19 protein-coding genes are annotated in these 21875 nt (G+C 53.8%); 12 read left to right on the forward strand and 7 right to left on the reverse strand.

The features are described from left to right. Nucleotides 1-19 precede the first annotated feature (19 nt). From KUO20_RS03670 to KUO20_RS03710, 9 genes are all read left to right on the forward strand, one after another. On the forward strand, nt 20-1027 hold the full coding sequence (locus tag KUO20_RS03670) for a TRAP transporter substrate-binding protein (RefSeq protein WP_235041557.1): 1008 nt from the start codon (nt 20-22) through the stop codon (nt 1025-1027). 59 nt (nt 1028-1086) lie between these two features. Next, nucleotides 1087-1623, forward strand: a complete 537-nt coding sequence (locus KUO20_RS03675) for a TRAP transporter small permease (protein WP_235041558.1) — start codon at nt 1087-1089, stop codon at nt 1621-1623. 3 nt (nt 1624-1626) lie between these two features. After that, nucleotides 1627-2907, forward strand: coding sequence for a TRAP transporter large permease (locus KUO20_RS03680; RefSeq protein WP_235041559.1), 1281 nt, complete (start codon nt 1627-1629; stop codon nt 2905-2907). A 38-nt stretch (nt 2908-2945) separates the two neighbouring features. Further along, a complete protein-coding gene (locus KUO20_RS03685; protein WP_235041560.1) occupies nt 2946-4082 on the forward strand; it encodes a mandelate racemase/muconate lactonizing enzyme family protein in 1137 nt (378 codons plus the stop codon). Between the two features lie 2 nt (nt 4083-4084). Continuing rightward, on the forward strand, nt 4085-4945 hold the full coding sequence (locus tag KUO20_RS03690) for an amidohydrolase family protein (protein WP_235041561.1): 861 nt from the start codon (nt 4085-4087) through the stop codon (nt 4943-4945). 113 nt (nt 4946-5058) lie between these two features. Continuing rightward, nucleotides 5059-5859, forward strand: coding sequence for an NAD-dependent epimerase/dehydratase family protein (locus KUO20_RS03695; protein WP_235041562.1), 801 nt, complete (start codon nt 5059-5061; stop codon nt 5857-5859). A gap of 65 nt (nt 5860-5924) precedes the next feature. After that, nucleotides 5925-6680, forward strand: coding sequence for a FadR/GntR family transcriptional regulator (locus tag KUO20_RS03700; protein WP_235041563.1), 756 nt, complete (start codon nt 5925-5927; stop codon nt 6678-6680). Between the two features lie 28 nt (nt 6681-6708). Then, the gene (locus KUO20_RS03705; RefSeq protein ID WP_235041564.1) at nt 6709-8283 is read left to right on the forward strand and encodes an aldehyde dehydrogenase (NADP(+)); all 1575 of its coding nucleotides are present in this window, start codon (nt 6709-6711) and stop codon (nt 8281-8283) included. A 100-nt stretch (nt 8284-8383) separates the two neighbouring features. After that, complete coding sequence (locus KUO20_RS03710; protein ID WP_235041565.1) at nt 8384-9397, forward strand: Ldh family oxidoreductase; 1014 nt, start codon at nt 8384-8386, stop codon at nt 9395-9397. A 69-nt stretch (nt 9398-9466) separates the two neighbouring features. Here the strand turns inward: KUO20_RS03710 and KUO20_RS03715 are convergent, their stop codons facing one another. Beyond that, the gene (locus KUO20_RS03715) at nt 9467-10855 is read right to left on the reverse strand and encodes an aminotransferase-like domain-containing protein (RefSeq protein WP_235041566.1); all 1389 of its coding nucleotides are present in this window, start codon (nt 10853-10855) and stop codon (nt 9467-9469) included. 298 nt (nt 10856-11153) lie between these two features. Here KUO20_RS03715 and KUO20_RS03720 point away from each other — a divergent pair, with 298 nt between their 5' ends. Continuing rightward, entirely contained in the window at nt 11154-12299 is a 1146-nt protein-coding gene (locus KUO20_RS03720; protein ID WP_235041567.1) for an MFS transporter, read from the forward strand. An 18-nt stretch (nt 12300-12317) separates the two neighbouring features. Here KUO20_RS03720 and KUO20_RS03725 read toward each other — a convergent pair whose 3' ends face one another. After that, nucleotides 12318-13250 (reverse strand): cation diffusion facilitator family transporter, encoded by a 933-nt coding sequence (locus KUO20_RS03725; RefSeq protein WP_235041568.1) that lies wholly within the window; start codon nt 13248-13250, stop codon nt 12318-12320. A gap of 224 nt (nt 13251-13474) precedes the next feature. On the opposite strand from KUO20_RS03725, the gene KUO20_RS03730 reads away from it, so the two are divergent. Beyond that, entirely contained in the window at nt 13475-14311 is an 837-nt protein-coding gene (locus KUO20_RS03730; RefSeq protein ID WP_235041569.1) for an alpha/beta fold hydrolase, read from the forward strand. Nucleotides 14312-14391: 80 nt separating this feature from the next. On the opposite strand, the gene KUO20_RS03735 is transcribed toward KUO20_RS03730, so the two are convergent. Further along, a complete protein-coding gene (locus KUO20_RS03735; RefSeq protein WP_235041570.1) occupies nt 14392-14961 on the reverse strand; it encodes a carboxymuconolactone decarboxylase family protein in 570 nt (189 codons plus the stop codon). A gap of 33 nt (nt 14962-14994) precedes the next feature. Beyond that, a complete protein-coding gene (locus KUO20_RS03740) occupies nt 14995-16320 on the reverse strand; it encodes an aspartate aminotransferase family protein (RefSeq protein ID WP_235041571.1) in 1326 nt (441 codons plus the stop codon). Nucleotides 16321-16566: 246 nt separating this feature from the next. On the opposite strand from KUO20_RS03740, the gene KUO20_RS03745 reads away from it, so the two are divergent. Continuing rightward, a complete protein-coding gene (locus tag KUO20_RS03745; RefSeq protein WP_235041572.1) occupies nt 16567-17466 on the forward strand; it encodes a MurR/RpiR family transcriptional regulator in 900 nt (299 codons plus the stop codon). On the opposite strand, the gene nirD is transcribed toward KUO20_RS03745, so the two are convergent. Genes nirD through KUO20_RS03760 form a run of 3 tightly spaced genes read right to left on the reverse strand, consistent with a single transcriptional unit; the run spans nt 17435 to nt 21751 of the window. Continuing rightward, a complete protein-coding gene (gene nirD / locus KUO20_RS03750) occupies nt 17435-17854 on the reverse strand; it encodes a nitrite reductase small subunit NirD (protein WP_235041573.1) in 420 nt (139 codons plus the stop codon). The two genes, KUO20_RS03745 and nirD, sit on opposite strands and share 32 nt — an antisense overlap. 46 nt (nt 17855-17900) lie before the next feature. Further along, nucleotides 17901-20432: a nitrite reductase large subunit NirB gene (gene nirB / locus KUO20_RS03755; RefSeq protein ID WP_235041574.1), complete on the reverse strand. Its 2532-nt coding sequence runs from the start codon at nt 20430-20432 to the stop codon at nt 17901-17903. 2 nt (nt 20433-20434) lie between these two features. Beyond that, nucleotides 20435-21751: an NAD(P)/FAD-dependent oxidoreductase gene (locus KUO20_RS03760; RefSeq protein WP_235041575.1), complete on the reverse strand. Its 1317-nt coding sequence runs from the start codon at nt 21749-21751 to the stop codon at nt 20435-20437. Nucleotides 21752-21875: the final 124 nt, after the last annotated feature.

The following is a 21875-nucleotide window of genomic DNA, read 5'->3' on the forward strand; positions in this document are numbered from 1 at the left end:
TAATAAGAGGATGTTCGAAATGCGCACCAATATCAGCATGAAAACTAGCACCTTGAAGACCCTAGCGCCCATCGCTGGCGTGGCTGCATTAGTAGCCTTTGCGGTGCCTGCGCAAGCGGAAGATTGGCGAGGATGGAATATTCATCCAGATGGTTATCCTAACTCGGTAGCGCTCGAGGAGTTTGCTGAGGCCGTGGCTGAGCAAACGGAAGGGCGCGTCAATCCACGCGTTTACAATAATGCTGTGTTAGGTGACCAGTCAGACGCTATTGAACAGACTCGCAACGGGGCGTTGGATTTTGCCAATTTTAATATGGGACCGATGGGGCCTATTGTTAAAGAAACCAATGTCTTCTCATTACCTTTCCTGTTCAACAGTATTGAACATATGCACACGGTAATGGACGGTGAAATTGGCGATCGCTTTGCGGATGCCTTAGAGGAAAAAGGCTTAGTTGCGCTTTCCTGGTTTGATTCAGGCGCGCGTAGTATTTACAACACTAAGCGACCCATTAACACTCCTGAAGATGTTGAAGGCTTAAAGATTCGCGTTATGAACAATGATCTTTATGTTGAGATGATGGAGGCGCTTGGCGGTAATGCTACGCCGATGTCCTATGGAGAGGTGTATCAGAGCTTAACCACCGGCGTGCTTGATGGTGCTGAAAATAATTTCCCCTCTTTTGAAACAAGTAATCACTACGAAACAACGGATTACTTCTCGCTAACCGAACACTTGATCATTCCTGAGTGTTTGTGTGTCGCTAAAGCCAGCTGGGACGATCTTTCGGAAGAAGATCAAACCATTATCAGTGGCCTCGCCGAGGAAGCTTCTCAACGCCAGCGTGAGCTTTGGGTAGAAAGCTCTGAAGAAAGCCGTCAAATCGTGCTAGATCATGGCGTTCAAATCAATGAAGTAGAAGATAAGGCTGCTTTCCAGGCGCTTATGGAGCCTATGTATGAAAACTTCATTGCTAACAACCCAGGCACAGGCGAGCTGATCGAGGAAATTCGCGCAGCTGAGTGATTTTCTACTGATGTGCTTCCGGCGGCTAATCACTGCCGGAAGCTTAAAAGGAATGTGTCGTGAGTAACGAAATCGAACCACCTCTTGATGATCAGCATTTAGCAGAAAGCGGCACGCTTGATCGAGCCTTAGATAGCATTGCTGCACTATGCATTCTTATCGCGGGCACGTTGTTAGTCATCCTGATTGCTATATTCGGGTGGTTAGTCTTTGGCCGATATGCGCTTAACAATACGCCTACATGGGTCGAACAGGCTGCACTGGTACTGGTTGTATACATCACCTGCTTGGGCGCAGCGGCGGGCGTAAGACATCATACCCATCTCAATATTGATTTTATTCGTGAAAGGTTTTCTGGGCCTTTACGCGATGTAATGCATCACCTGTCAGATCTTTTTATCTTCTTCTTTGGTGGGTTTATGGCCTTCCAGGGTTGGACGTTGGTGATGACCAACTTAGAAAGAGCTATTCCCATGCTCGGCGTGTCAGAAAGTTGGCGTGCGGCTCCTCTGGTGATATGTGGCGTGTTAATCATGCTTTTTTCAGCCACTGATATGGCGCAGCGCTTACTAACTCGAAAAGTGAAGAGGGTATAAACGATGGGTCTTATTATTCTTTTCGGGATATTTTTTCTAGGTCTTTTAGTCGGTGCGCCGGTCGCATTTGCCGTTGGCTTAGCAGCGGTTGTGACGTTTTTATATGAAGGCCTGCCTCTGTTTGTCGCTTTCCAGCGCATTCTTTCCGGTATTTCGGTTTTTTCATTACTGGCTATTCCCTTCTTTATCTTTGCCGGCGAGCTAATGATGCACGGTGGTATTTCCACGCGTCTTGTGCGCTTAGCCTCTGCCATGGTGGGTAGAGTGCGCGGTGGTTTGGGAATGGTTAATATTAGTTCTTCTATGTTATTTGGTGGCATCTCAGGCTCGGCGGTCGCGGATACGTCTGCGCTAGGTTCTATCCTAATCCCCGTAATGAAAGAGAAAGGCTACGACGCCGACTATGCCGTGAACGTCACGGTAACCTCGTCGGTAGCCGGTGTGGTGATTCCTCCAAGCCATAATATGATTCTTTATGCGGTAGCAGCGGGTGGCGGCATCTCTGTTACGCAGCTGTTTATTGCCGGTATTGTCCCAGGTGTTTTGATGTGCCTGAGTCTTGCTGTGGCCGCCTACGTTGTCGCAGTTAAGCGTGGCTATAAAGGCGAAGCATTTCCTGGCTGGAATGCGTTAATTATTAGCTTCTTTGCCTCTCTGCCGGGTTTGATGACCGCCGTGATTATTGTTGGTGGCGTGCTGTCGGGTATTCTAACCGTCACCGAGTCAGGTGCCTTCGGCGCTATCTATGCCATTGTGGTGACCGGCTTGGTTTACCGTGAATTGACCTGGGCCTCGTTCAAAGCAGCCGTTGTTCAGTCGGTAAAAACCACCTCGTTAGTGATGATCTTAGTGGGGTGCGCATCGGCCTTCTCCTACCTGCTCGCGCTCTATAACGTCCCGGAAATGCTGACGACAGGCCTGATGGCTATTTCCGATAAGCCGGTCGTGATTTTTCTTATGCTCAATATCATCTTGTTGATTTTGGGGATGATTATGGACATGGCGGCTTTGATTTTGATCTGTACGCCTATTTTTCTACCGGTGGCTATGCAGTTCGGAATGGACCCGATTCAGTTTGGCATCATTATGATGATGAACCTGGGACTAGGCTTATGTACGCCCCCAGTAGGCGCGTGCTTGTTTGTCGGCTGTGTGATCGGCAAGATCAAAATTGAAGAGGCGGTGCGTACTATTTGGCCGTTCTTCTTGGCGCTGTTTGTTGCCTTAATGCTGGTGACCTATGTGCCCGCTATCTCATTGACGCTACCAGGCTTTTTCCGCTGAGGCTTCGTTAAGTTGCGCTGCTAAGGAATAGATCGATTATGAAAGTAGTTGCTGTGAACACCCATATACTTGATTACCAGCTTGAGACGGCATTTGAGAGTTCCTCGATGCACTTTTCGCGCCGCCAACACTGTTTGGTGGAGGTTATCTGTGACGATGGCACCATTGGATGGGGCGAGTGCTTGGGGCCGGCGAAGCCTAATGCCGCGATTGTCGACGTTTACGCGCAGTCGTTAATAGGTGAAGACCCGCTACAAACGGAGAAGGTTTGGCTTTCTCTTTACAACCGGCTGCGTGACCAAGGGCAGCGTGGTTTAACCATGACGGCGCTGAGCGGTATTGATATAGCGCTGTGGGATATTAAGGGTAAGCACTTCGGTGTGCCTATTTCGACGCTGCTGGGCGGTCGTTTTCGAGACAGCGTACGGGCCTACGCTACCGGTTCGTTCCGGCGTGCGGGCGTGGATCGTGTCACTGATGTTGCCGCTGAGGTGGCGGGTTATCGCCGCGAAGGCTTCCACGCGGTCAAAATTAAAATTGGCTTTGACGTTGAGGAAGATCTGGCCGTCATTGCCGCCGTACGTGATGCTATCGGGCCTGATATGCGTCTGATGATTGATGCCAATCATGGCTATGACTACCTAGAAGCCATTGAGGTTGGTCGCCGCGCCGCGCCGTTTGGTATCGACTGGTTTGAAGAGCCCGTATTGCCAGAGCAAATCGCAACCTATGAAGCCGTTCGGGCCGACCAGCCGATCCCCGTGGCCAGTGGTGAAAACTGGCACGGGCGCTACGCGATGCAGGAGCCGCTTGCCCGGCGCGCGGTAGATATTTTGCAGCCGGATATTTGCGGTGTGGGTGGCTTCAGCGAAATGCGGCGAGTGGCAGATATGGCGGCTATGCACGGCGTGCGTTTGGTGCCGCATGTATGGGGAACGGCGGTATGCCTAGCAGCAAGCCTGCAGTTTATGGCGGCTTTAGCGCCTAATCCGCCACGACGCAACCCGATTGAGCCCATTATGGAATTTGATCGCACCGAGAACCCTTTTCGTCAGGCTATTGTTCACACCGCTCTTGAACATCGTCAGGGCGTTATGACAATTCCTGATGGGCCGGGGTTGGGAATTGAAATTAATCGAGATGCGCTGGCTACCTACGCGCTTAGGGAGAAGTAACCTTGTCTATCCCCACTAATACTCGTCTGCTCAGCGGTAAGCCCCCGATCTTAAAGGCTCCTGCAGGGGCAACCGATTGCCATATGCATCTATATTTACCTGGCTATGAGTCCCAGCCGGGTGGCCCCAATATCGCAGAATTGGCGACGGTCTCTGATTATCAACAAGTTCAGAAATGGCTTTCTCTTGAACGCGTTGTGGTCACACAGTCCAATGCCTATCAATTTGATAACCGGGCTATTCTGCAAGGGGTTAAGGAAATTGGGCAGGAGCGCGCCCGGGCCATTGTGGCAGTAGCCCCTGATGCTTCTGAAGCACAGATTGAATCGTTACATGCTCAGGGTGCACGCGGTGCCAGAATCATGCAGCTACCCGGTGGCGCAGTGGGAATTGCAGAGCTAGCCGCTGTTGAGAAATGTGTACGTCCCTTTGGCTGGCATTTAATGGTGCAGTTTAATGGCCGAGAAATCGACAGCTACATGACGACGCTGAAAGCAATTGAAACTGATTATATTATTGATCATATCGGCAAGTTTATGCCCCCAGTGGCCGCTGACGATGCGCGGGTTGATCAGATGCTAAGTTTGTTAGATCGCGGCAATGCGTGGATTAAGATTTGCGGTGGCTATGAAACTAGCCTGACCGGCGGCCCTGATTACGCCGACGTAGATCCGATTGCCAAGCGGCTTATCCAGCATGCGCCTGAGCGCGTTATCTGGGGTTCGAACTGGCCTCATGTTGGCGTTCCTCGTGAGCACTACCCTGATGATGCTGATCAGCTTGACGTATTGCTGCACTGGGCCGATGAGAATGTGCGCCAAAAAATTCTTGTGGATAACCCTGCTGAACTATACGGCTTTTAAGGCGCTTATTTTTAAGACTCTGGCTGTAAAGATTCAGTTTTAAATCCCAGTATTTGCACTTTTACAACGTTACGTTTTCAAACGTGGCTTTTATAAAAGAACAAGGAGTTCATATGTTAAATCGCATTCTCGTTACCGGTGCGGCGGGCGGGCTGGGCAAAAGCCTACGACCTCATTTGTCGAAGCTTGCCAAGCATGTGCGGCTTTCCGACATTGCAGACTTAGGCGCGCCGGGGGAGGGTGAAGAGCTAGTTCAAGCCGACCTTAATGACATGCAGGCGGTCGCTGATCTAGTACGCGATTGTGATGGAATTGTTCATCTAGGGGGTATGTCGCTAGAGAGCCCGTGGGAAGCCATCTTACAGGCCAATATCATGGGTACTTACCACCTGTATGAAGCAGCGCGTAAACAAGGCAAGCCGCGGATTGTGTTTGCTAGTTCAAATCACGCTATCGGCTTTTACGAGCGCAATCAGCGTATTGATACCCAGGTAGTGCAAAAGCCGGATTCGTTGTATGGCGTTTCGAAATGTTTCGGTGAAAACCTCGCCAGCCTATATCACGACAAATTTGGAGTGGAAACGCTGAGCGTCAGAATTGGCTCGTGCTTCGACAAGCCGGTCGATACTCGTATGATGGCCACCTGGCTGAGTTTGGGAGATTTTGTTAGTCTCTTAGAGCGCGCTTTTGTGACCCCGCGTTTAGGCTATACCGTCATCTATGGCGCCTCGGATAATGCCGAAAAGTGGTGGGATAACTCTCATGTAGCCTTCTTGGGTTGGTCTCCTAAAGATAGTTCTGAACCTTGGCGAGCTGAGACGGAAGAGATTGACCGCGATATTGATAGTAACGATTTCGCAGTGCGCTATCATGGGGGTAAATTTACCAAACTAGGCCACCCAGACGACGCCTAGTGGTTCTCTTGAGATCTAGGTTGTATAATATAATACAACCTAGCCTTTGATTAAGGATAGCTTTCATGGCCAAGCAAAACGCAACGGCATCTGCCCTAAAACCGCTTCAAGTAAATAAAGTGATGCAGCAGGGAAGCTTGTCCGTTCACGTGGCCGATCAGTTGGAAGCCTTGATCACCCAAGGCAAGGTCACCGTGGGGGAAAAGCTGCCTACAGAGAACAGCCTTTGTGATTCATTTGGCGTGAGTCGTACCGTCATACGTGAGGCAATTACCCATCTTAAATCCCTGGGACTGGTAGCAACACGACGTGGCGTAGGTACCACAGTGCTGCGTTCTTCTAGCTTAGAGGCACGGCCTGCTGAGCGTATCAACCCGACCACAGTGGAAGATATTTTACATCTTCTGGAGCTGCGTTTGACGCTAGAGCCTGCAGCAGCTGAGCTAGCGGCCTTACGCCATGATGACGAAGACCGTCAGCGATTAGAGACCCAGCATCTAGCCTTTAGCAACGCATTTGCTCAGAAAAGCCAGGCGAGGGAAGAGGATTATCTTTTTCACTTTGCCATCGCGACGGCGACGAAAAATCCTTTTTTCCAATCATTTTATAAGCAGTGGAGCCAGAGCGTGATTCCGCGCGCTAAGCTGCTGAGTACCGATATTAACCCGATTTCTTCCGAACTTTATTTGGAAAGAGTTCAGGAAGAACACTCGTCCATTATTGAAGCCATTCTTTCCCGCGATGCCCAAGCCGCCCGTGAAACGATGTTTCAGCACCTTAACCGGGCGCGCAACATGTACGCAAAATATCGCGACCAGTGATATCACTGACCCATATGAGGAGCAACGTATGACGATTCAAGGCAAAATGCTGATTGGCCAACAGGCCGTTTCCGGAACGCAAGCCAATATTCAAGCGGTTAATCCCGCGACCGGCGAATCTTTAGACCCCGTCTATCCTGGCGGCAGTCGAGCACACGTTGAGCAGGCCTGCGAGCTTGCCGAAGCGGCCTATAACACCTACCGGGAAACATCGCTTGAAGAGCGTGCTACGTTTCTTGAAACCATCGCCAGTGAAATTGAAGCGATCGGCAGCGAGCTGATTGAGCGTGCCGTCGCAGAATCTGGGCTTCCGCAAGGGCGTATTGAAGGTGAACGCGGCAGAACCTGTGGGCAGCTGCGTTTATTCGCCTCTGTTGTACGTGCAGGAGAGTGGTTGGATGTGCGTATTGATCCTGCTATGCCGGAGCGCCAGCCGCTGCCGCGTGCCGATCTACGTCAGCGCCATATCGCACTCGGGCCTGTCGCAGTTTTCGGGGCGAGCAACTTCCCGCTGGCTTTTTCGGTCGCGGGTGGCGATACAGCCTCTGCACTAGCCGCGGGCTGCCCAGTGGTCGTAAAAGGTCACTCTGCGCATCCAGGCACTTCTGAACTGGTAGGTCGTGCGATTCAAAAAGCGGTTAAAGCCTGCAAGTTACCAGAAGGTGTGTTTTCACTGCTGTTCGGTTCCGGTCGAGAAATCGGTCAGGCGCTGGTCGACGATCCGCGTATTCAAGCAGTGGGTTTCACCGGTTCACGCAGTGGCGGTACGGCGCTGATGAAAACTGCTCAGGCGCGGCCGCAGCCGATCCCGGTTTATGCCGAGATGAGCAGCATTAACCCTGTGTTCTTATTGCCTGCGGCGCTGAAAGCGCGTGGCAAGGCGCTAGGCGAAGCCTTTATTGGTTCGCTCAACATGGGCGCTGGCCAGTTCTGTACTAGCCCCGGCCTCGTCATCGCGGTGAAAGGCCCTGAGCTGGACGCCTTCATTGAAGCTGCGAAAGGCGCAGTAGAAGCCAGCGGTCCACAGACCATGCTCACCCCAGGCATCCATAGCGCTTATCAAGAGGGTGTTGCTAACTGGAGCAGTGCGGATAAAGTGCGTGAAGTTGCTCGCGGTAAAACAGGTGGTGATTACCAATGCCAGACAGCCCTGTTTGCCGCTTCAGCGAACGACTTCCTTGCTTCAGAAGCGCTGCAGGCTGAAGTGTTTGGCGCCAGCTCTTTAGTGATCGAATGCGCTGATGACGCCGAAGTAAAACGTGTGGCTGAACAGCTTGAAGGTCAGCTAACCGTAACGCTACATATGGATGACGCAGACCTGGATGCTGCCAAAGCACTGCTACCTACGCTTGAGCGCAAGGCTGGCCGTATTCTGGCCAATGCCTGGCCCACTGGCGTTGAAGTTTGCCATGCCATGGTACACGGCGGTCCGTTCCCGGCAACGTCTGATTCTCGCACTACGTCAGTAGGCACGGCGGCTATCCACCGTTTCCTACGCCCCGTTTGCTATCAGTCATTGCCAGCAGGCCTGCTACCCGAGGCGCTAAAAGATGGTAATCCTCTGAGCACCACGCGTTTAGTCGACGGTAAGCGCGAACTGTAAAAACGCTCGAACGTTAGGCGAATAGAAAGCAGGTACTCGGTACCTGCTTTTTTTATTGCGTAATAGAAATGCCAATAAAGATAATAAGTTAGGTGATGCTATGAGTGATGATATTACGATTTCTCTGCAGGAAGCCGAAACGCTGAGTAAAAAGGTGCTCATCAAAAACGGTTTTAGTCAGGCCCATGCCGATGCGATTACCAAAAGCGTTTTGGCAGCACAGCGTGATGAGTGCCACTCGCATGGCTTGTATAGGCTGATTGGGTGTGTCCAAACCGCCTTAAATGGTGGTGTTGATACCGATGCTGAACCAAGCATTACGGATCAGGCTGCGAGCGTTGTTAAGGTCAATGCGAATAAGGGCTGCTCACTGCTATCGTTTGAGCTTGGTAAGCCTATGCTGATAGAAAAAGCTAAAGCGAATGGGATTGCGGCTCTCGCGATTAACAATAGCTTTCATTTCTCAGCCCTGTGGTCCGAGGTTGAAGCGCTGTCTGCAGAAGGGCTGGTGGCGCTAGCAATGACGCCAAGTCACGCTTTTGTGGCGCCGACAGGCGGCACTTTGCCTCTTTTGGGTACCAACCCCATTGCCTTTTCCTGGCCGCGCCCTGATGGCACGCCCTATACGTTTGATTTTGCGACCAGCGTGGTCGCGAGGGGCGAAATAGAGCTGCATAGGCGCGCTGGTAAGTCGATTCCCCACGGGTGGGCAATCGATGATGAAGGCAACTCTACTACTGATCCGGTGGCTGCACTAGCGGGTGCCATGCTGCCGTTTGGAAGCTATAAAGGCTCAGCGCTTTCTACCATGGTGGAGTTGTTAGCCGGCCCGCTAATCGGTGATCTGCTCGGCCACGAAACCCAGGCCGCGAACGCCGAAAAAACCGGCAAGCCCTTCCATGGCGAGCTGATTATTGCGATATCACCTGAGGCTTTTCTCGGCAGCCAAGCCGAAAGCCATCTCAAACATGCCGAAGTTCTTTTCGACAGTATTCTTGGCCAAGGCGCACGCCTGCCTTCGCAGCGGCGTTTTGAAGCTCGGGAAAGAAGCCATGCTAATGGCGTCACGTTCCCCAAAGCGCTGTATGACGAACTCAATGCGTTAGCGGATTAATTGCTTCACTAGCCGGTGAGGTGACGGCGCTAATAGTCTGTTGTGCAAGAATCGCTTAGCAGAACGCTGTTAGCTCACCGCCTCGATAAACGCTTTTGCCCTGGGGTCCTGCATATAAGCAACGTTAAGGCGTAGCCACGCTGTGGGCTGGTGATCAGCAAAGAATAAATGCCCCGGCGATAGCGTGACTTCCCACTGCTTAGCCAATTCAGACACCCTCTCGAGCGAGATGTCAGAGGGTGGCCTCGCCCAAATAAACATTCCTCCCGCGGGCTCGGTATAAATTTCCCAACCCGCTTTTTTGAGCATCGTGAGTGCCATCGCCATTTGATTGGATAGCTTCGTTCTTAGCCGTTCGGTGAGCTTCCGATAGCTACCGTTTTGCAGCATGGTAATGACGATCTGTTCGGCAAAGCGTGATGCAGAGATGCTGGTCAACATCTTGATATCGACCAAGCGCTGTACCAGCGTTGGCGGGGTGGCGATAAAGCCTACGCGTAACGAAGAAGAAAGACTTTTTGAAAAGCTGCCAAGGTAGAAAACCCGGTTTAAACCGTCTAACGCTGCTAAGCGCGAGGTGGGTGTATGCTGGAAATCCGCGTAGATATCGTCTTCAATAATTTGAAAATCGTGCTGTTCCGCCAGCTGTAATACCCGATGCGCAATGGCGGGCGTTAGAGTGCTGCTGGTGGGGTTATGAAAAACGCTGTTGATGTAGAAAAGCTTGGGACGATGCTCGGCTAACAATTGCTCTAAGCGCTCAATATCGGGCCCGTCGGCAAGGCGAGGCACGCCTATGACGCGAATGCGCTGCAAGTGCAGCAGCCCGAACAGATTATAATAGCCGGGCGATTCCACAAACACTACATCACCGGGCTCAAGCAGCATCCGTACCAGTAGATCCAGTGAATGGCTGCCACCGCCCGTCATTACGATCTGCTTGGCGTCGGCGTTCATCGCGAGTGGGCGCAGGCGTTCCTGAATCAAATCACGCAAATCCTGCGGCCCTTGAGGGGTACTGTACTCGAAGATGCCTGAACGGCTCTTACGTGCCACTTGGCGAATGGCGTGAGTTAGGTCATCGCCCTCACGCCAATCGCTTGGCAGCCAGCCGCAACCCAGCTTGAGCGTGTGATCACTAGCACTGAAAAGTCCCCATAGCCCGTTGGTAACCTCTTCCAAGCTGCTCGTAGCTGCGGGTTGTGATGCCAGTGTTGCCGCGCTATCCGCCACATAAAAACCTGAGCCGGGCCGTGAGCGCACTAATCCAGAAGCGACAAGCCGTTCGTAAGCTTCAATCACCGCGTTACGGCTAATGTGGTGGGTCGCTGCTAAGCGACGAATAGAGGGTAAGCGTCGGCCACCACCTGCGCCATGATCGGCAATCCAAGCACGAATACCGGCTTCGAGCTGCTGGGCGATGGGTGTCGTGGCGTGCCGATTAACCTCTAGTTTCATAACGTGCCCTATGGCTTTTAACTGTTCGCTAAAAGGGCGGAACAGTGTCTGGAAAGTGGGGGATAAGTGTACCTTACCCCAGCGTGCTAGGCGTGGGAGGGTAGCGGTTCAGCGCCATCGATGCTGGTATCTGCCTGCGTTTCCACGAGGGCGCTGTAAACACATCCGTGGGCACTACTTTTGATATCTGATCGCCATGGATGGCGGAAATGCTGGAATTGTCGGGAATGTTTTCCGGCCCTGTCAAAAGGCCCTCGCTTCAACCTGCCCTCGCACTTGTGATTATTGAGACACAACTATGAGTTTAGCTATCAATAAAAAGAGTGCCGCCTGCCTGGCGTTTGCGCTATGTATGATTACGACGGCGGTTAATTTACAGGCCCCGCTTTACGATGCGCTGGCGGCCCGAGACGGGCTGGGTGTTGGAGCCACAACCATTGCCTTTGCCTGCTATGTGGTTGGCGTTTTGCCGGTATTGCTGGGTTTAAATGGTCTTGCTGAGCGGGTCGGACGTAAGCCATTAATCGTGACGGCACTGCTGTTAAGCCTTTTTGCGACGGCTATTACCTTGGTGATGCCTAACTTAATAGCACTGGGGTTTGCCCGTTTTCTGCTCGGCATCAGCATGGGGCTGACATCGGCAGTAGCCCCGGCTTATATGCAAATGCTGTTGGGTGGCCAGGATAACCGTGTGGCGACTAACTATGTAACGGCCAGTACCGCCCTTGGGTTTGGGCTAGGGGCGGCAGTGACTAGTTTGTTTGTTTTCCACACCCCAAGCGTATCGCCGCCCAGCCTGTGGCTTTATCTCGTTATCGCTTCGCTGGCGCTGGTGGTGGTTTCCACGCTTAAGGATAGCGCACCGAATCCCATCAAAAACCCAATGCTGCGTCTGCCTAGCTTCCCTAAAGGCGCTCTTGCCTATGGCCTGGCGATTTTGTTGGCCTGGGCGATGGTGGGACTGGTGATTGCAATTTTACCTTCGGCATTAAGCCAACACGGTTTATCCGCCTGGAGTGGCTTCGCCACCTTTGGCATTTGCAGCTGCGGGGTGCTGTTTCAGCCCTGGGCGAGAAAGCTTGAGCCCCGTACCGCTACCGTATTGGGACTGGTTATTCTACCGCTGGCCTATAGCTTGATCGCCTGGGGCGCGATTCACGGTTATCTCTTCGTAGTGCTGCTCGGCACGGTTGCTGCTAGCAGCGCATGCTATGGATTTATTTATCTCGGGGGATTAAGTGGCGTGTTGGCAATTGCCGGTGAGTTGTCTACCCAGGCTAGCGCGGGCTATTTTCTGATGGCTTATATCGGTTTCAGCATTCCCGTGATAAGTACGGGAATGCTGATTGATGCGGTGGGGCATACGCTCGCGTTAACGCTGTTTGGGCTCGCATTGGTGAGCGGAGTCGCCGTCACCATTGGCTTATTGCGAAAAGCGCAGTAGCTGGTGCGTCATTGGTACTTAAACGTGCGTTTTGACCAATAGCCCACAAGAGGGTGCTGCCCAGCGGGTATCGGCGGTAAATACAACGTCGCACACCACCGGCGCGTAGTAACGGCGTACTTCGTTATCAATACGGCCGCGCAGTTCGTCTTGGCTTATGATTGAAACATCGGCTGTTTCGGGCAGCACTACGTGCACCATGACATACAGCATGCGGCCGGGGCGCACCATGCGCAAGCGCACCTCTACGGTATCAATGTCAACGAGACCACGCGCTACGGCTTGGCGGACAGGCTCTGCGATAGCTTCTTCAGGCGTTTTGTTGAGTAATTCTCTTAATGCTTGGGAAGCCATGCGTACCGGCACACCTAAGCACAGAATAACGACGGCAATCACCAGTACTGAATCCACATAGGGCAGTACGGTGTACCATCCCATCTGCTCAAAAAGCATCACGAGGCAAAAGGCCATTAAGATCGCAGCAGAGATTAAGCTATTCACCATCCAGTTGAGTTTATCGGCGCTAACCAGCGGGCTGTGAACATGACGCTGACTGCGGTGCATCACCCAGGCGGTGAGAGAGCAGGCGGCGGTGGCAAATAGCGCATACAGAACGGCGATGCCTGCCGATATTTCACGCCCACCGGCGAGCAGCGCAGCGACAGCATCCACTAAGGCGAAAATAGATACGCCTAAAATCAGCAGCCCTTTGCAGAGGTTTACCAGCGACTCAAAATAGTTATACCCGAACGGATAGGATTCACTGTCGGGACGACTCGCCAGTTTGCTTACCTTAATCGTCACCAGTGCTATGCTGAAATAGATAAGGTTGAACAGCCCGTCCAGCAGGATTGCTTGGGAGTTGGAGGCCAGCGTGGCGGTAATGCCAGCACAGCCGATCAGCAGTGCCATAAAGGCAGAGAACGCTAACGTACTTGATTCTGTCTTCACGAACTTTTTTGCTCCAATGCACACAGAGATAATAGAGTCGGTAAGCATAGCAACTTTGCTAGTCTCATACCGAATGCTTATTTAGCGCCGAGGCGGTGCATGCTCAATCTTCAATATGCGGCCTCACATTAACGGTCGAGCCGGATCGTAAGTCCTAACATAAGTTTTAACATCTGATGATGTGTTTGTTTGATTCACTTGACGCCCAATAGGAGAGTTAAACGATGCCAATGCTGAGCGTAGGAACGGAAAAAGGCACGCCGGTAGAGCTGTATTACGAAGTTCGCGGAGCGGGTAAGCCCGTTGTGCTTATTCATGGATGGCCGTTAAGCGGGCGTTCCTGGGAAAAGCAGGTACCTGCGCTGGTGGAGGCGGGCTATAAGGTGATCACCTATGATCGTCGAGGCTTTGGCAAGTCTACTCAGCCCGACGGTGGCTACAATTACAACACGCTAGCGTCAGATCTAAAGAAGCTTATTGAAATGCTTGATCTGAATGACGCTACCTTAGTGGGCTTTTCAATGGGTGGCGGCGAAGTGGCACGCTATCTTTCCTGCTACGGCACAGGGCGTGTCAGTAAAGCGGTGTTTGCGTCGGCGGTGCCGCCTTATTTGTATAAGTCAGATGACAATCCGGACGGTGGGCTGGACGATGCTACGATCAGCCAGTTTTTAGACGGGGTAACCGGTGATCGTCTCGCGTTTTTAGACGGGTTTACCAAAGACTTCTTTACCGCGGGTGAGCGTAGCGATTTAGTCAGTGAGCCTAATCGCCTTTATCACCGCGATATTGCTGCCTTTGCCTCACCGCAAGCGACTTACGACTGCATCAAAGCGTTCAGCTACACCGATTTCCGCAAAGACTTGCCTAAGATAGATATTCCTACATTAGTGCTGCACGGCGATTCAGACGGCATCGTGCCATTTGAAGTAAGCGGTAAGCGGGCGCAAGAGATGCTGCCCAATGCCACGCTAGAAGTTATCAAAGGCGGGCCCCACGGCGTCAATGCTACTCATCCAGAGAAGTTTAATCAGGCGCTGATTACGTTTCTGAAGAGCTAAACAAGCGCTTTATAAGTGCCTAAATAGTCAAGATCGCCGCCTGCTGTAGGCGGCGATTATGTTTTAATGATCTTCTCAGGTTATGCAGCGGCGGCAGGCGGATTTATCGAAAATAGCGCCGGTCTTTTCTCCGCTTCCTTTTGAATATTGGTATCAAGGGGCGTGTCGTAGGTTTTGAGCAGATAGCCCAGCACCGAATAGAAACCCACCATCGCGATCAAATCGATCACGGCCTTACGGCCAATGGCTGCTGTCAGTGCTGACTCCTGCTCAGGCGCCAGCATGCGCGCGTCAAATAGCGCATCAACGGCTTGAACGATGAGGCCGTCAACGCCCTCTGGCATTCCTCGAATGGCAGTGATCCGCGCCTCGGTGAATCCAAGAGCAAGTGCTCGGCTGACGTGATGCGCCCACTCATAGGCCGCCTCCATACGCAGGCCCGCGCGTAAAATCACCACTTCGGTCAGCTCAGGTCCTAGTGCGTTTTCTTTTACCACATGTTGTCGCAGCGGTGCCCACGCCTCAAGCAGAGCCGGATGGTGCGCCATGGTGCGATAAACATTCAGTGCACCGGCAAAGCCATCGCGTTGATCGGCAATTTCGCTCGGCCAGTCAGCATCCGCAATGGGCGGGCAGGGGGATGGGTTCATGAGAGGCTCCATTCAAGTAGTGCGTTATCGCCGTTATTCTGCGATCGCGGCGTTAATAGCGTCAGCAATGCGTTCAATGATCAGATCGATATCGCTGGGCTCAATAATGTAAGGCGGCGCCAGCAAAATATGATCACCGTAAGTGCCATCAATGGTACCGCCCATTGGATAGCTGATCAGGCCCCGTGCCATGGCCTGGCGCTTGATCTTGGCATGAATCTTTTTAGTCGGATCGAAAGGTGTTTTATGCGCTCGGTTGGCGACTATTTCGATACCGCGAAACAAGCCTCTGCCGCGTATATCGCCCACGTGGGGGGAGGCCGCGAGAGCTGCTTCAAGGCCGCTCTGCAACCTCGCGCCCATGGCGTTAACGTTAGCCAGTGTCTCCGGCCGGGCAATGATCTCAACCACTTTATTGGCAGCGGCGGCCGCAACGGGGTGGCCAATGTACGTATGCCCGTGCTGAAACTGGCCTGAACCGTTGGCAAAGCTTGCGTAGATTTTCTCCGACAGCATCACTGCACCGATTGGCTGATAGCCTCCACCCAGGCCTTTGGCGATGGTGACGATATCCGGTATGACGCCGTCTTGCTCGCAGGCAAACACGGTGCCGGTTCGTCCCATACCGCACATGACTTCATCAAGAATCAGCAGGACGCCGTATTTATCGCAAATAGCGCGAACGCGCTTAAAGTAATCCGCAACCGAGCCGACCGCTCCCAGCGTTGCCCCCACCACGGGCTCGGCAACGAAGGCCATGACCTCCTCAGGGCCAAGCGCCAGAATCTTGGCTTCGAGTTCGTCTGCAAGCCTTGCGGCGTAAGCTTCCGGTGACTCATCAACGCCCTTGTCGCGATAAGCATAGCAGGGCGAGACGTGATGAGTTTCTGGCAGGATAGGCTGAAACTGTTGGCGCCGCATCGCGTTGCCGCCCGTGGCTAAAGCACCGATGGTATTGCCGTGATAGCTCTGGCGCCTGGCGATGATGTGTCGCCGCTGGGGAGCGCCAATCTCCACAAAGTATTGCCGCGCCATCTTCAAAGCGGCTTCAACGGCCTCTGAACCACCTGATACCAGGTAGACGTAATTTAGCCCCTCGGGCGCTAAATCGACGAGCTTCTCCGCAAGCGCTTCAGCAGCATCCGTGGTGAAAAAAGCCGTGTGCGCATAGCAAAGATGATCAATCTGCGATCGCATGGCTGCCAACACTTCAGGATGAGCGTGGCCGACGCTGGTGACGGCCGCGCCTCCTGAACCATCGAGATAGCGGCGCCCGCTGGTATCGGTGATGTAGACACCCTGCGCAGACGCAGCATGAGGCAGCGTTGCGCCGATGCCGCGATGAAGAATACGTGTCATAGAGTCGGTTCCTTCTTAACCTGCCCTGACCACTCGGTGGTGTGGGCTTGAGATGACAAGAAGATTGGCACAACTCTATAGATATCGGCAACATTTGAATCATTAAATTATTTTTAAAACGTTTAGATCATTGTTTTTTGAGATCAGTAACGTTTAAATCATGGGCTGTTCAGCGCCGAGGGCCCCATGGCTCAGCGGCTTGGCGAATGCTGAATCACTTACATGAGCCGATAAGAGGCAATCCGAATGGCGCAGAGCGACCCTCTGAGAGAGCAGATCATTGCCCAGTACGATGTCATGTCAGGGCAACTCCAGCAGGCCGCTCGCTACGTGCTTGAGTATCCGGACGAAGTAGCGCTGGTGTCCATGCGTGAGCTGGCGCGCCATGCGGCGGTGCAACCCGCGACGATGACACGGCTTGCAAAGTTCTTAGGCATGCAAGGGTACGATGAACTTCGGGCACATTATGCCGCGGCGCTGCGTCGGGGAAGCGACGGCTTTGCTGCCAAGGTTCGCCTGCGCGAAAGCGAAGATACCGAGCAGCCCAAAAGCGATATTGCCTCTCATATGCTGCATGGGCTGAGCGCCCAGATTGCTAGGCTCAGCGAACCTGATTCGCTGCAGCGGCTTGAAGCCGTTGCCGAGCGGCTGGGGGCGGCGAGGAAGGTATACGTGTTAGGTTTGCGCTCGTGTCATTCCGTTGCATGGCATTTCCATTACGTTATGTCACTGTTAAGCGATCGTTCGGTTCATCTAGATGGGCCGGCGGGGACCGGTGGAGACGCGCTCATTCGCGCGACGGCGGATGACGTGGTGCTCGTCGTCTCCATCAAGCCTTATGCAGCTGAGACGCTAGCGCTTGCGCAGCTGGCTAAAGACAAGGGGCTGGACATTCTTTCGATCACCGACAGCGAAGTATCGCCGCTGGTCGGAATGTCCACCCACACGATTTTTTGCGCTACGGAAAGCTACAGCTTCTTCCATACGCTCACCCCTGCCTTAGCCGTCTCCGAAGTACTGTGCACCTTATTGGCTGAGCATGACCGATCCAAATCATTAAACGCCTTGCAGCGTGCCGATGATCATTTCGCGCAGCTGAAAACGTACGCTACGGCTATCCCTCAATCCAAACCGCGTCGCCCTTAAAGGCGATTGGCCATGTGCGTAGCGTGACGCTTTCGTCCTCCAAACACTGGCCGTCTTCTAAGCGAAAATGCTGCTTGTAGATAGGTGAGGCGACAACGGCCGCACCTTTTATATCGCCGACGATACCGCGGGCGATTACATTGACCTTGGAGAAGGGGTCAAAGTGGTCGAGGGCGTAAAGCTCAGTGGCACGGCCAGGTAGCGTCGTGGAGTTTGGGTCGACCGGCAAATAGAAAATGGCGACTTGGGCAGGGCCGCTTGTGGTTTCAAGCCACGCGGCAACGCCTGAGAAGGCCACTAAATCGGCCTTGGTACACACCTTTTGCCACGTCGTAGTGTGGTTGAAGCCTGCCGTATCCATCTCGTTTTTCAATGCAGCTGCGGTCATGGGATGCCTCGTTTTATTCAGTGTCAGTGACAGTGCACAGGATCGCTTACGCCGGGCGTAGCTGGCCGCGCTCGGAGGTCATAATGATCGATGGGTCTGGGCGGTCATCATTGACGAAGCTGCGAAAGCGCTTGAGCTTTTCAGGATTGCTGATGGCCTCTGCCCATTCGCATTGATAGGTGTCTACCACCGTTTGCATCTGGCGATCCAGTTCGGCGTTGATGCCCAAGCTATCGTCCAAAATCACCTCTTTAAGATACGCCAGGCCGCCGTCGAGGTTTTCGCGCCACACGGAGGTGCGCTGTAGGCGATCAGCCGTGCGGACGTAAAACATCAAGAAGCGGTCGATAGTGCGATAGAGCTGTTCATCGTCAAGATCGGTGGCGAACAGTTCGGCATGGCGCGGGCGCATGCCGCCGTTGCCACAGACGTAGAGATTCCAGCCGTTCTCGGTGGCAATGATGCCGATATCTTTGCTCTGGGCTTCAGCGCATTCGCGGGTGCAGCCGGAAACGCCAAACTTGATCTTGTGAGGAGAGCGCAGACCTTTGTAGCGATTCTCTAACCAGATCGCCATGCCGACGCTGTCCTGCACGCCGTAGCGGCACCAGGTGCTGCCCACGCAGGATTTCACCGTGCGCAGCGATTTGCCGTAGGCGTGGCCGGTCTCAAAACCGGCTGCAATCAGCTCGCTCCAGATATCCGGCAGATCTTCCAGGCGTGCACCAAATAAATCGATTCGCTGACCGCCGGTGACTTTTGAGTAGAGGCTGTATTTTTTAGCGACTTCACCCAGCGTGATCAGTTTGTCAGGCGTGATTTCACCACCGGCCACGCGCGGCACTACCGAGTAGGTGCCGTTCTTTTGCATGTTGGCCATGAACGTATCATTGGTATCCTGCAAAGGAATATGCGCGGCATCGGTGATGGGCTCGTTAAAGCAGGAGGCCAGAATAGAACCCACGGCGGGTTTGCAAATATCGCAGCCTAAGCGGTGAGTGTCAGGATTGCCGTGCTTTTCAATTAAATCAGTGAAGGTTTTGATACCTTCGACGCGGACAATATCGTAGAGCCCTTGGCGGGTATGGGCGAAGTGTTCGCAAATCGATTTATCGACGTCGACGCCGCGTGCTTCCAGCTCATAGTCGACCACGCTTTTGAGCAGCGCAGTACAGCCACCACACCCGGTGCTGGCTTTCGTGGCGACTTTTACACCAGCAAGATCCTCCGCTCCACCGTCAATCGTGGCGCAAATATTGGCTTTGCTGACGTTATGGCAGGAGCAAATCATCGCCGTTTCCGGCAGCGAGCCAGGGCCAAGGGCAGGGGCCGCGCCGCTCTGGGGCAGAATCAATGACGCGGGCTCAGCGGGCAGTTCAATGCCGTTGGCGTAATACTGCAACAGCGTGTCGTAAACGCCGTTGTTGCCGACCAGCATAGCGCCGAGCAGCTTTTTACCGTCGCTGGAAACGACCAGCTTGCGGTATTCCTGTTTGATCGGATCCAGGTAGCGGAACATTCGAGCGCCGGGGTTTTGATTGCCGTGGGCATCCCCAATTGAACCGACATCCACGCCCAGCAGTTTGAGCTTGGTGCTCATGTCGGCGCCAGCAAAGCGCGTGCTGCCGTCCATCAGCGTCGAAAACGCGGCTTTGGCCATTTGATAGCCGGGCGCGACAAGGCCGAAAATACTTTGATTCCATAGCGCCACCTCGCCAACCGCGAGAATGGCCGGGTCGCTGGTGAGGCACTGATTATCCACAACGATACCGCCGCGTTCGCCAATCTCCAGGCCGCAGTCTCGCGCGAGCTGATCGCGAGGCCGAATGCCGGCTGAAAAGACAATCAGGTCGGTTTCAAGAATTTTATCGTCTTGGAAAACCATGCGGTGGCGGCTTGCTTCGCCATCCTCAATGCGCTGCGTCGCGCGCTCGGTGAGCACCTGCACGCCGAGCGCTTCAATTTTTTCGCGCAGCAGCTCGCCGCCTTCGTTATCCACCTGCATCGGCATTAAGCGCGGCGCAAACTCAATAACCGCAGTGTCTAGGTTCAAGCCACGCAGAGCATTGGCCGCTTCTAACCCCAGCAAGCCGCCCCCGACGACCACGCCGGTGGTGGCCGTTTCAGCGATCGCGCGAATGGCATCAAGATCGTCCAGCGTGCGATAGACCAGGCAGCCTTCGCGGTCGTTCCCCGGAATGGGTGGCACAAACGGATAGGAGCCGGTGGCCAGCACGAGACGGTCATAGGGGTAGCGGCCCTGGTCGGTAATCACTTCATGGGTTGCGCGGTCAATCTCGATCACAGCTTCACCGCTGCGCAGCTCCACGTTGCTTAGGGCATAGTAATCCGCTTCACAAAGCGCCAGAGCGTCTGCATCGCGGCCGCTAAAGTACTCAGAAAGATGCACTCGGTCATAGGCGCGGTGGCGTTCTTCGCCAAACACGGTGACCTGATAGCGTTCCAGTGCGCCGTTGTCGACTAGCTGCTCGACCAGGTGATGGCCGACCATACCGTTACCAATAATAATAAGCTGCTGGGTAGACGTTGTTTGAATAGACCCGTTTTTAGTAGACATGACTAAGCCGCCTCCGGCGTTGGGTGAGATGAGTTTGCGTAAGAGACAGACGAATTTTCCGACGCCGCGCTAAGCAGCACTTCAGCATCTGCAGCGCCAAACAGCAGCGCCTGGCGGCAGTCATTTAGATTGCAGCCTGCGAGTGCTTGCTCGAAGTACCAAGGGCCCAGCGCGGTATCGCCGTAAAGCACCGCGCCTTCAATCTTCCCGTTGCGTAGCAGCACCCGGCGATAGTCGCCGCGTTCGATGTCGCGGTAGCTCAGCACGTCATGCTCAGCGGTGGCCTGGGTGGGGCCAAAGGCATAAAGCGTAATGCCGCTGATTTTGAGTTTGGTTGTGCTAGGGGCATCCTTGTATCCAGGCGTCGCGGTGTCGCATAGCGTCGCCGCGAGCACGTCTACCTGCCGCCATATTGGCTCCACCAAGCCGTAAGTTGCGCCATTAAACTGGCAGCACTCGCCCAGCGCTGAAATAGCCGGATCACTGGTCGTGAGATATTCATCGACTAAAACGGCATGCTCTGTTGCCAGGCCAGCGTGATGCCCCAACGCTGCATTGGGCGTAATGCCGGCAGCGATAATCACGCTGGCAGCGTCCAGCGTGCGGCCATCTGCAAGATGCACGCTGGCGACCTGGCCCTGGGCGTCGCCCTCTAGCCTTACTAGCTGGGCGCCGGTAACGATATTCAAACCGCGTTGAGTCAGGGTGTTTTGCAGCAGATGCGAGGCGGTCGTATCCAGCTGCCGGTTCATTAGCCGCTCGCTGCGTTGGAGCACGCTAACGTGCATATTATTGCCGCGTTTACGCAGCCCTTCGGCGGCTTCTAACCCCAGCAGGCCGCCTCCGATAACCACGCTGTTACCTCCGCGGAGGGCAATGGCCTCAAGCGCAGCGGCATCCTGTAAGTCGCGAAAGCCATGCACTCCGCCAAGCTCAATGCCTGGAATGTCGGGCATTGCTGGGCGTGAGCCGGTGGCTAGTACCACGTGATCGTAATTGAGCGTGCGGCCGCTATCGGTGGTGAGCGTTTGATGAACGCGATCAAGCGTGTCGACTTTTTCGCCAAGGATTAGCGTGACGCCTTGATCTGCGTACCACGCGGCGTCGCGCAGCGTCAGTGCATCGGGCTGCATCTCACCCGCAAGCAGCGGTGAGAGCAGAATACGGTTATACGCAGGGGTAGGCTCTGCACCGATGACCGTGATGCGCTGTGGGCGAGTAGGCTTTTTCACCAACGCCTCAACCAAACGATGACTCGCCATGCCGTTGCCAATAATCACCAGATGACGAATCGATGAGCACTGGGATGTGGTTTCCATGGGCGGCTCCTCTGTGTCGTTGCGGCTGCTTGAGCATCAAGCAAAAAAAACGCCCCCGTTACACCTTCTTTTCAGAAGAGGTAGCAGGGGCGTCGTTGCCCGATAGCGTTTTTTTTAAATCTAA

The organism is Vreelandella profundi (assembly GCF_019722725.1).
Lineage (GTDB): Bacteria > Pseudomonadota > Gammaproteobacteria > Pseudomonadales > Halomonadaceae > Vreelandella > Vreelandella profundi.

Bases quoted from the DNA above. Each gene is read 5' to 3' on its own strand.
- KUO20_RS03670 (WP_235041557.1), top strand. From the start codon at position 20: ATGCGCACCAATATCAGCATGAAAACTAGCACCTTGAAGACCCTAGCG.
- KUO20_RS03680 (WP_235041559.1), top strand. From the start codon at position 1,627: ATGGGTCTTATTATTCTTTTCGGGATATTTTTTCTAGGTCTTTTAGTC.
- KUO20_RS03685 (WP_235041560.1), top strand. From the start codon at position 2,946: ATGAAAGTAGTTGCTGTGAACACCCATATACTTGATTACCAGCTTGAG.
- KUO20_RS03695 (WP_235041562.1), top strand. From the start codon at position 5,059: ATGTTAAATCGCATTCTCGTTACCGGTGCGGCGGGCGGGCTGGGCAAA.
- KUO20_RS03700 (WP_235041563.1), top strand. From the start codon at position 5,925: ATGGCCAAGCAAAACGCAACGGCATCTGCCCTAAAACCGCTTCAAGTA.
- KUO20_RS03705 (WP_235041564.1), top strand. From the start codon at position 6,709: ATGACGATTCAAGGCAAAATGCTGATTGGCCAACAGGCCGTTTCCGGA.
- KUO20_RS03710 (WP_235041565.1), top strand. From the start codon at position 8,384: ATGAGTGATGATATTACGATTTCTCTGCAGGAAGCCGAAACGCTGAGT.
- KUO20_RS03715 (WP_235041566.1), bottom strand. From the start codon at position 10,855: ATGAAACTAGAGGTTAATCGGCACGCCACGACACCCATCGCCCAGCAG.
- KUO20_RS03720 (WP_235041567.1), top strand. From the start codon at position 11,154: ATGAGTTTAGCTATCAATAAAAAGAGTGCCGCCTGCCTGGCGTTTGCG.
- KUO20_RS03730 (WP_235041569.1), top strand. From the start codon at position 13,475: ATGCCAATGCTGAGCGTAGGAACGGAAAAAGGCACGCCGGTAGAGCTG.
- KUO20_RS03735 (WP_235041570.1), bottom strand. From the start codon at position 14,961: ATGAACCCATCCCCCTGCCCGCCCATTGCGGATGCTGACTGGCCGAGC.
- KUO20_RS03740 (WP_235041571.1), bottom strand. From the start codon at position 16,320: ATGACACGTATTCTTCATCGCGGCATCGGCGCAACGCTGCCTCATGCT.
- KUO20_RS03745 (WP_235041572.1), top strand. From the start codon at position 16,567: ATGGCGCAGAGCGACCCTCTGAGAGAGCAGATCATTGCCCAGTACGAT.
- nirD (WP_235041573.1), bottom strand. From the start codon at position 17,854: ATGACCGCAGCTGCATTGAAAAACGAGATGGATACGGCAGGCTTCAAC.
- nirB (WP_235041574.1), bottom strand. From the start codon at position 20,432: ATGTCTACTAAAAACGGGTCTATTCAAACAACGTCTACCCAGCAGCTT.
- KUO20_RS03760 (WP_235041575.1), bottom strand. From the start codon at position 21,751: ATGGAAACCACATCCCAGTGCTCATCGATTCGTCATCTGGTGATTATT.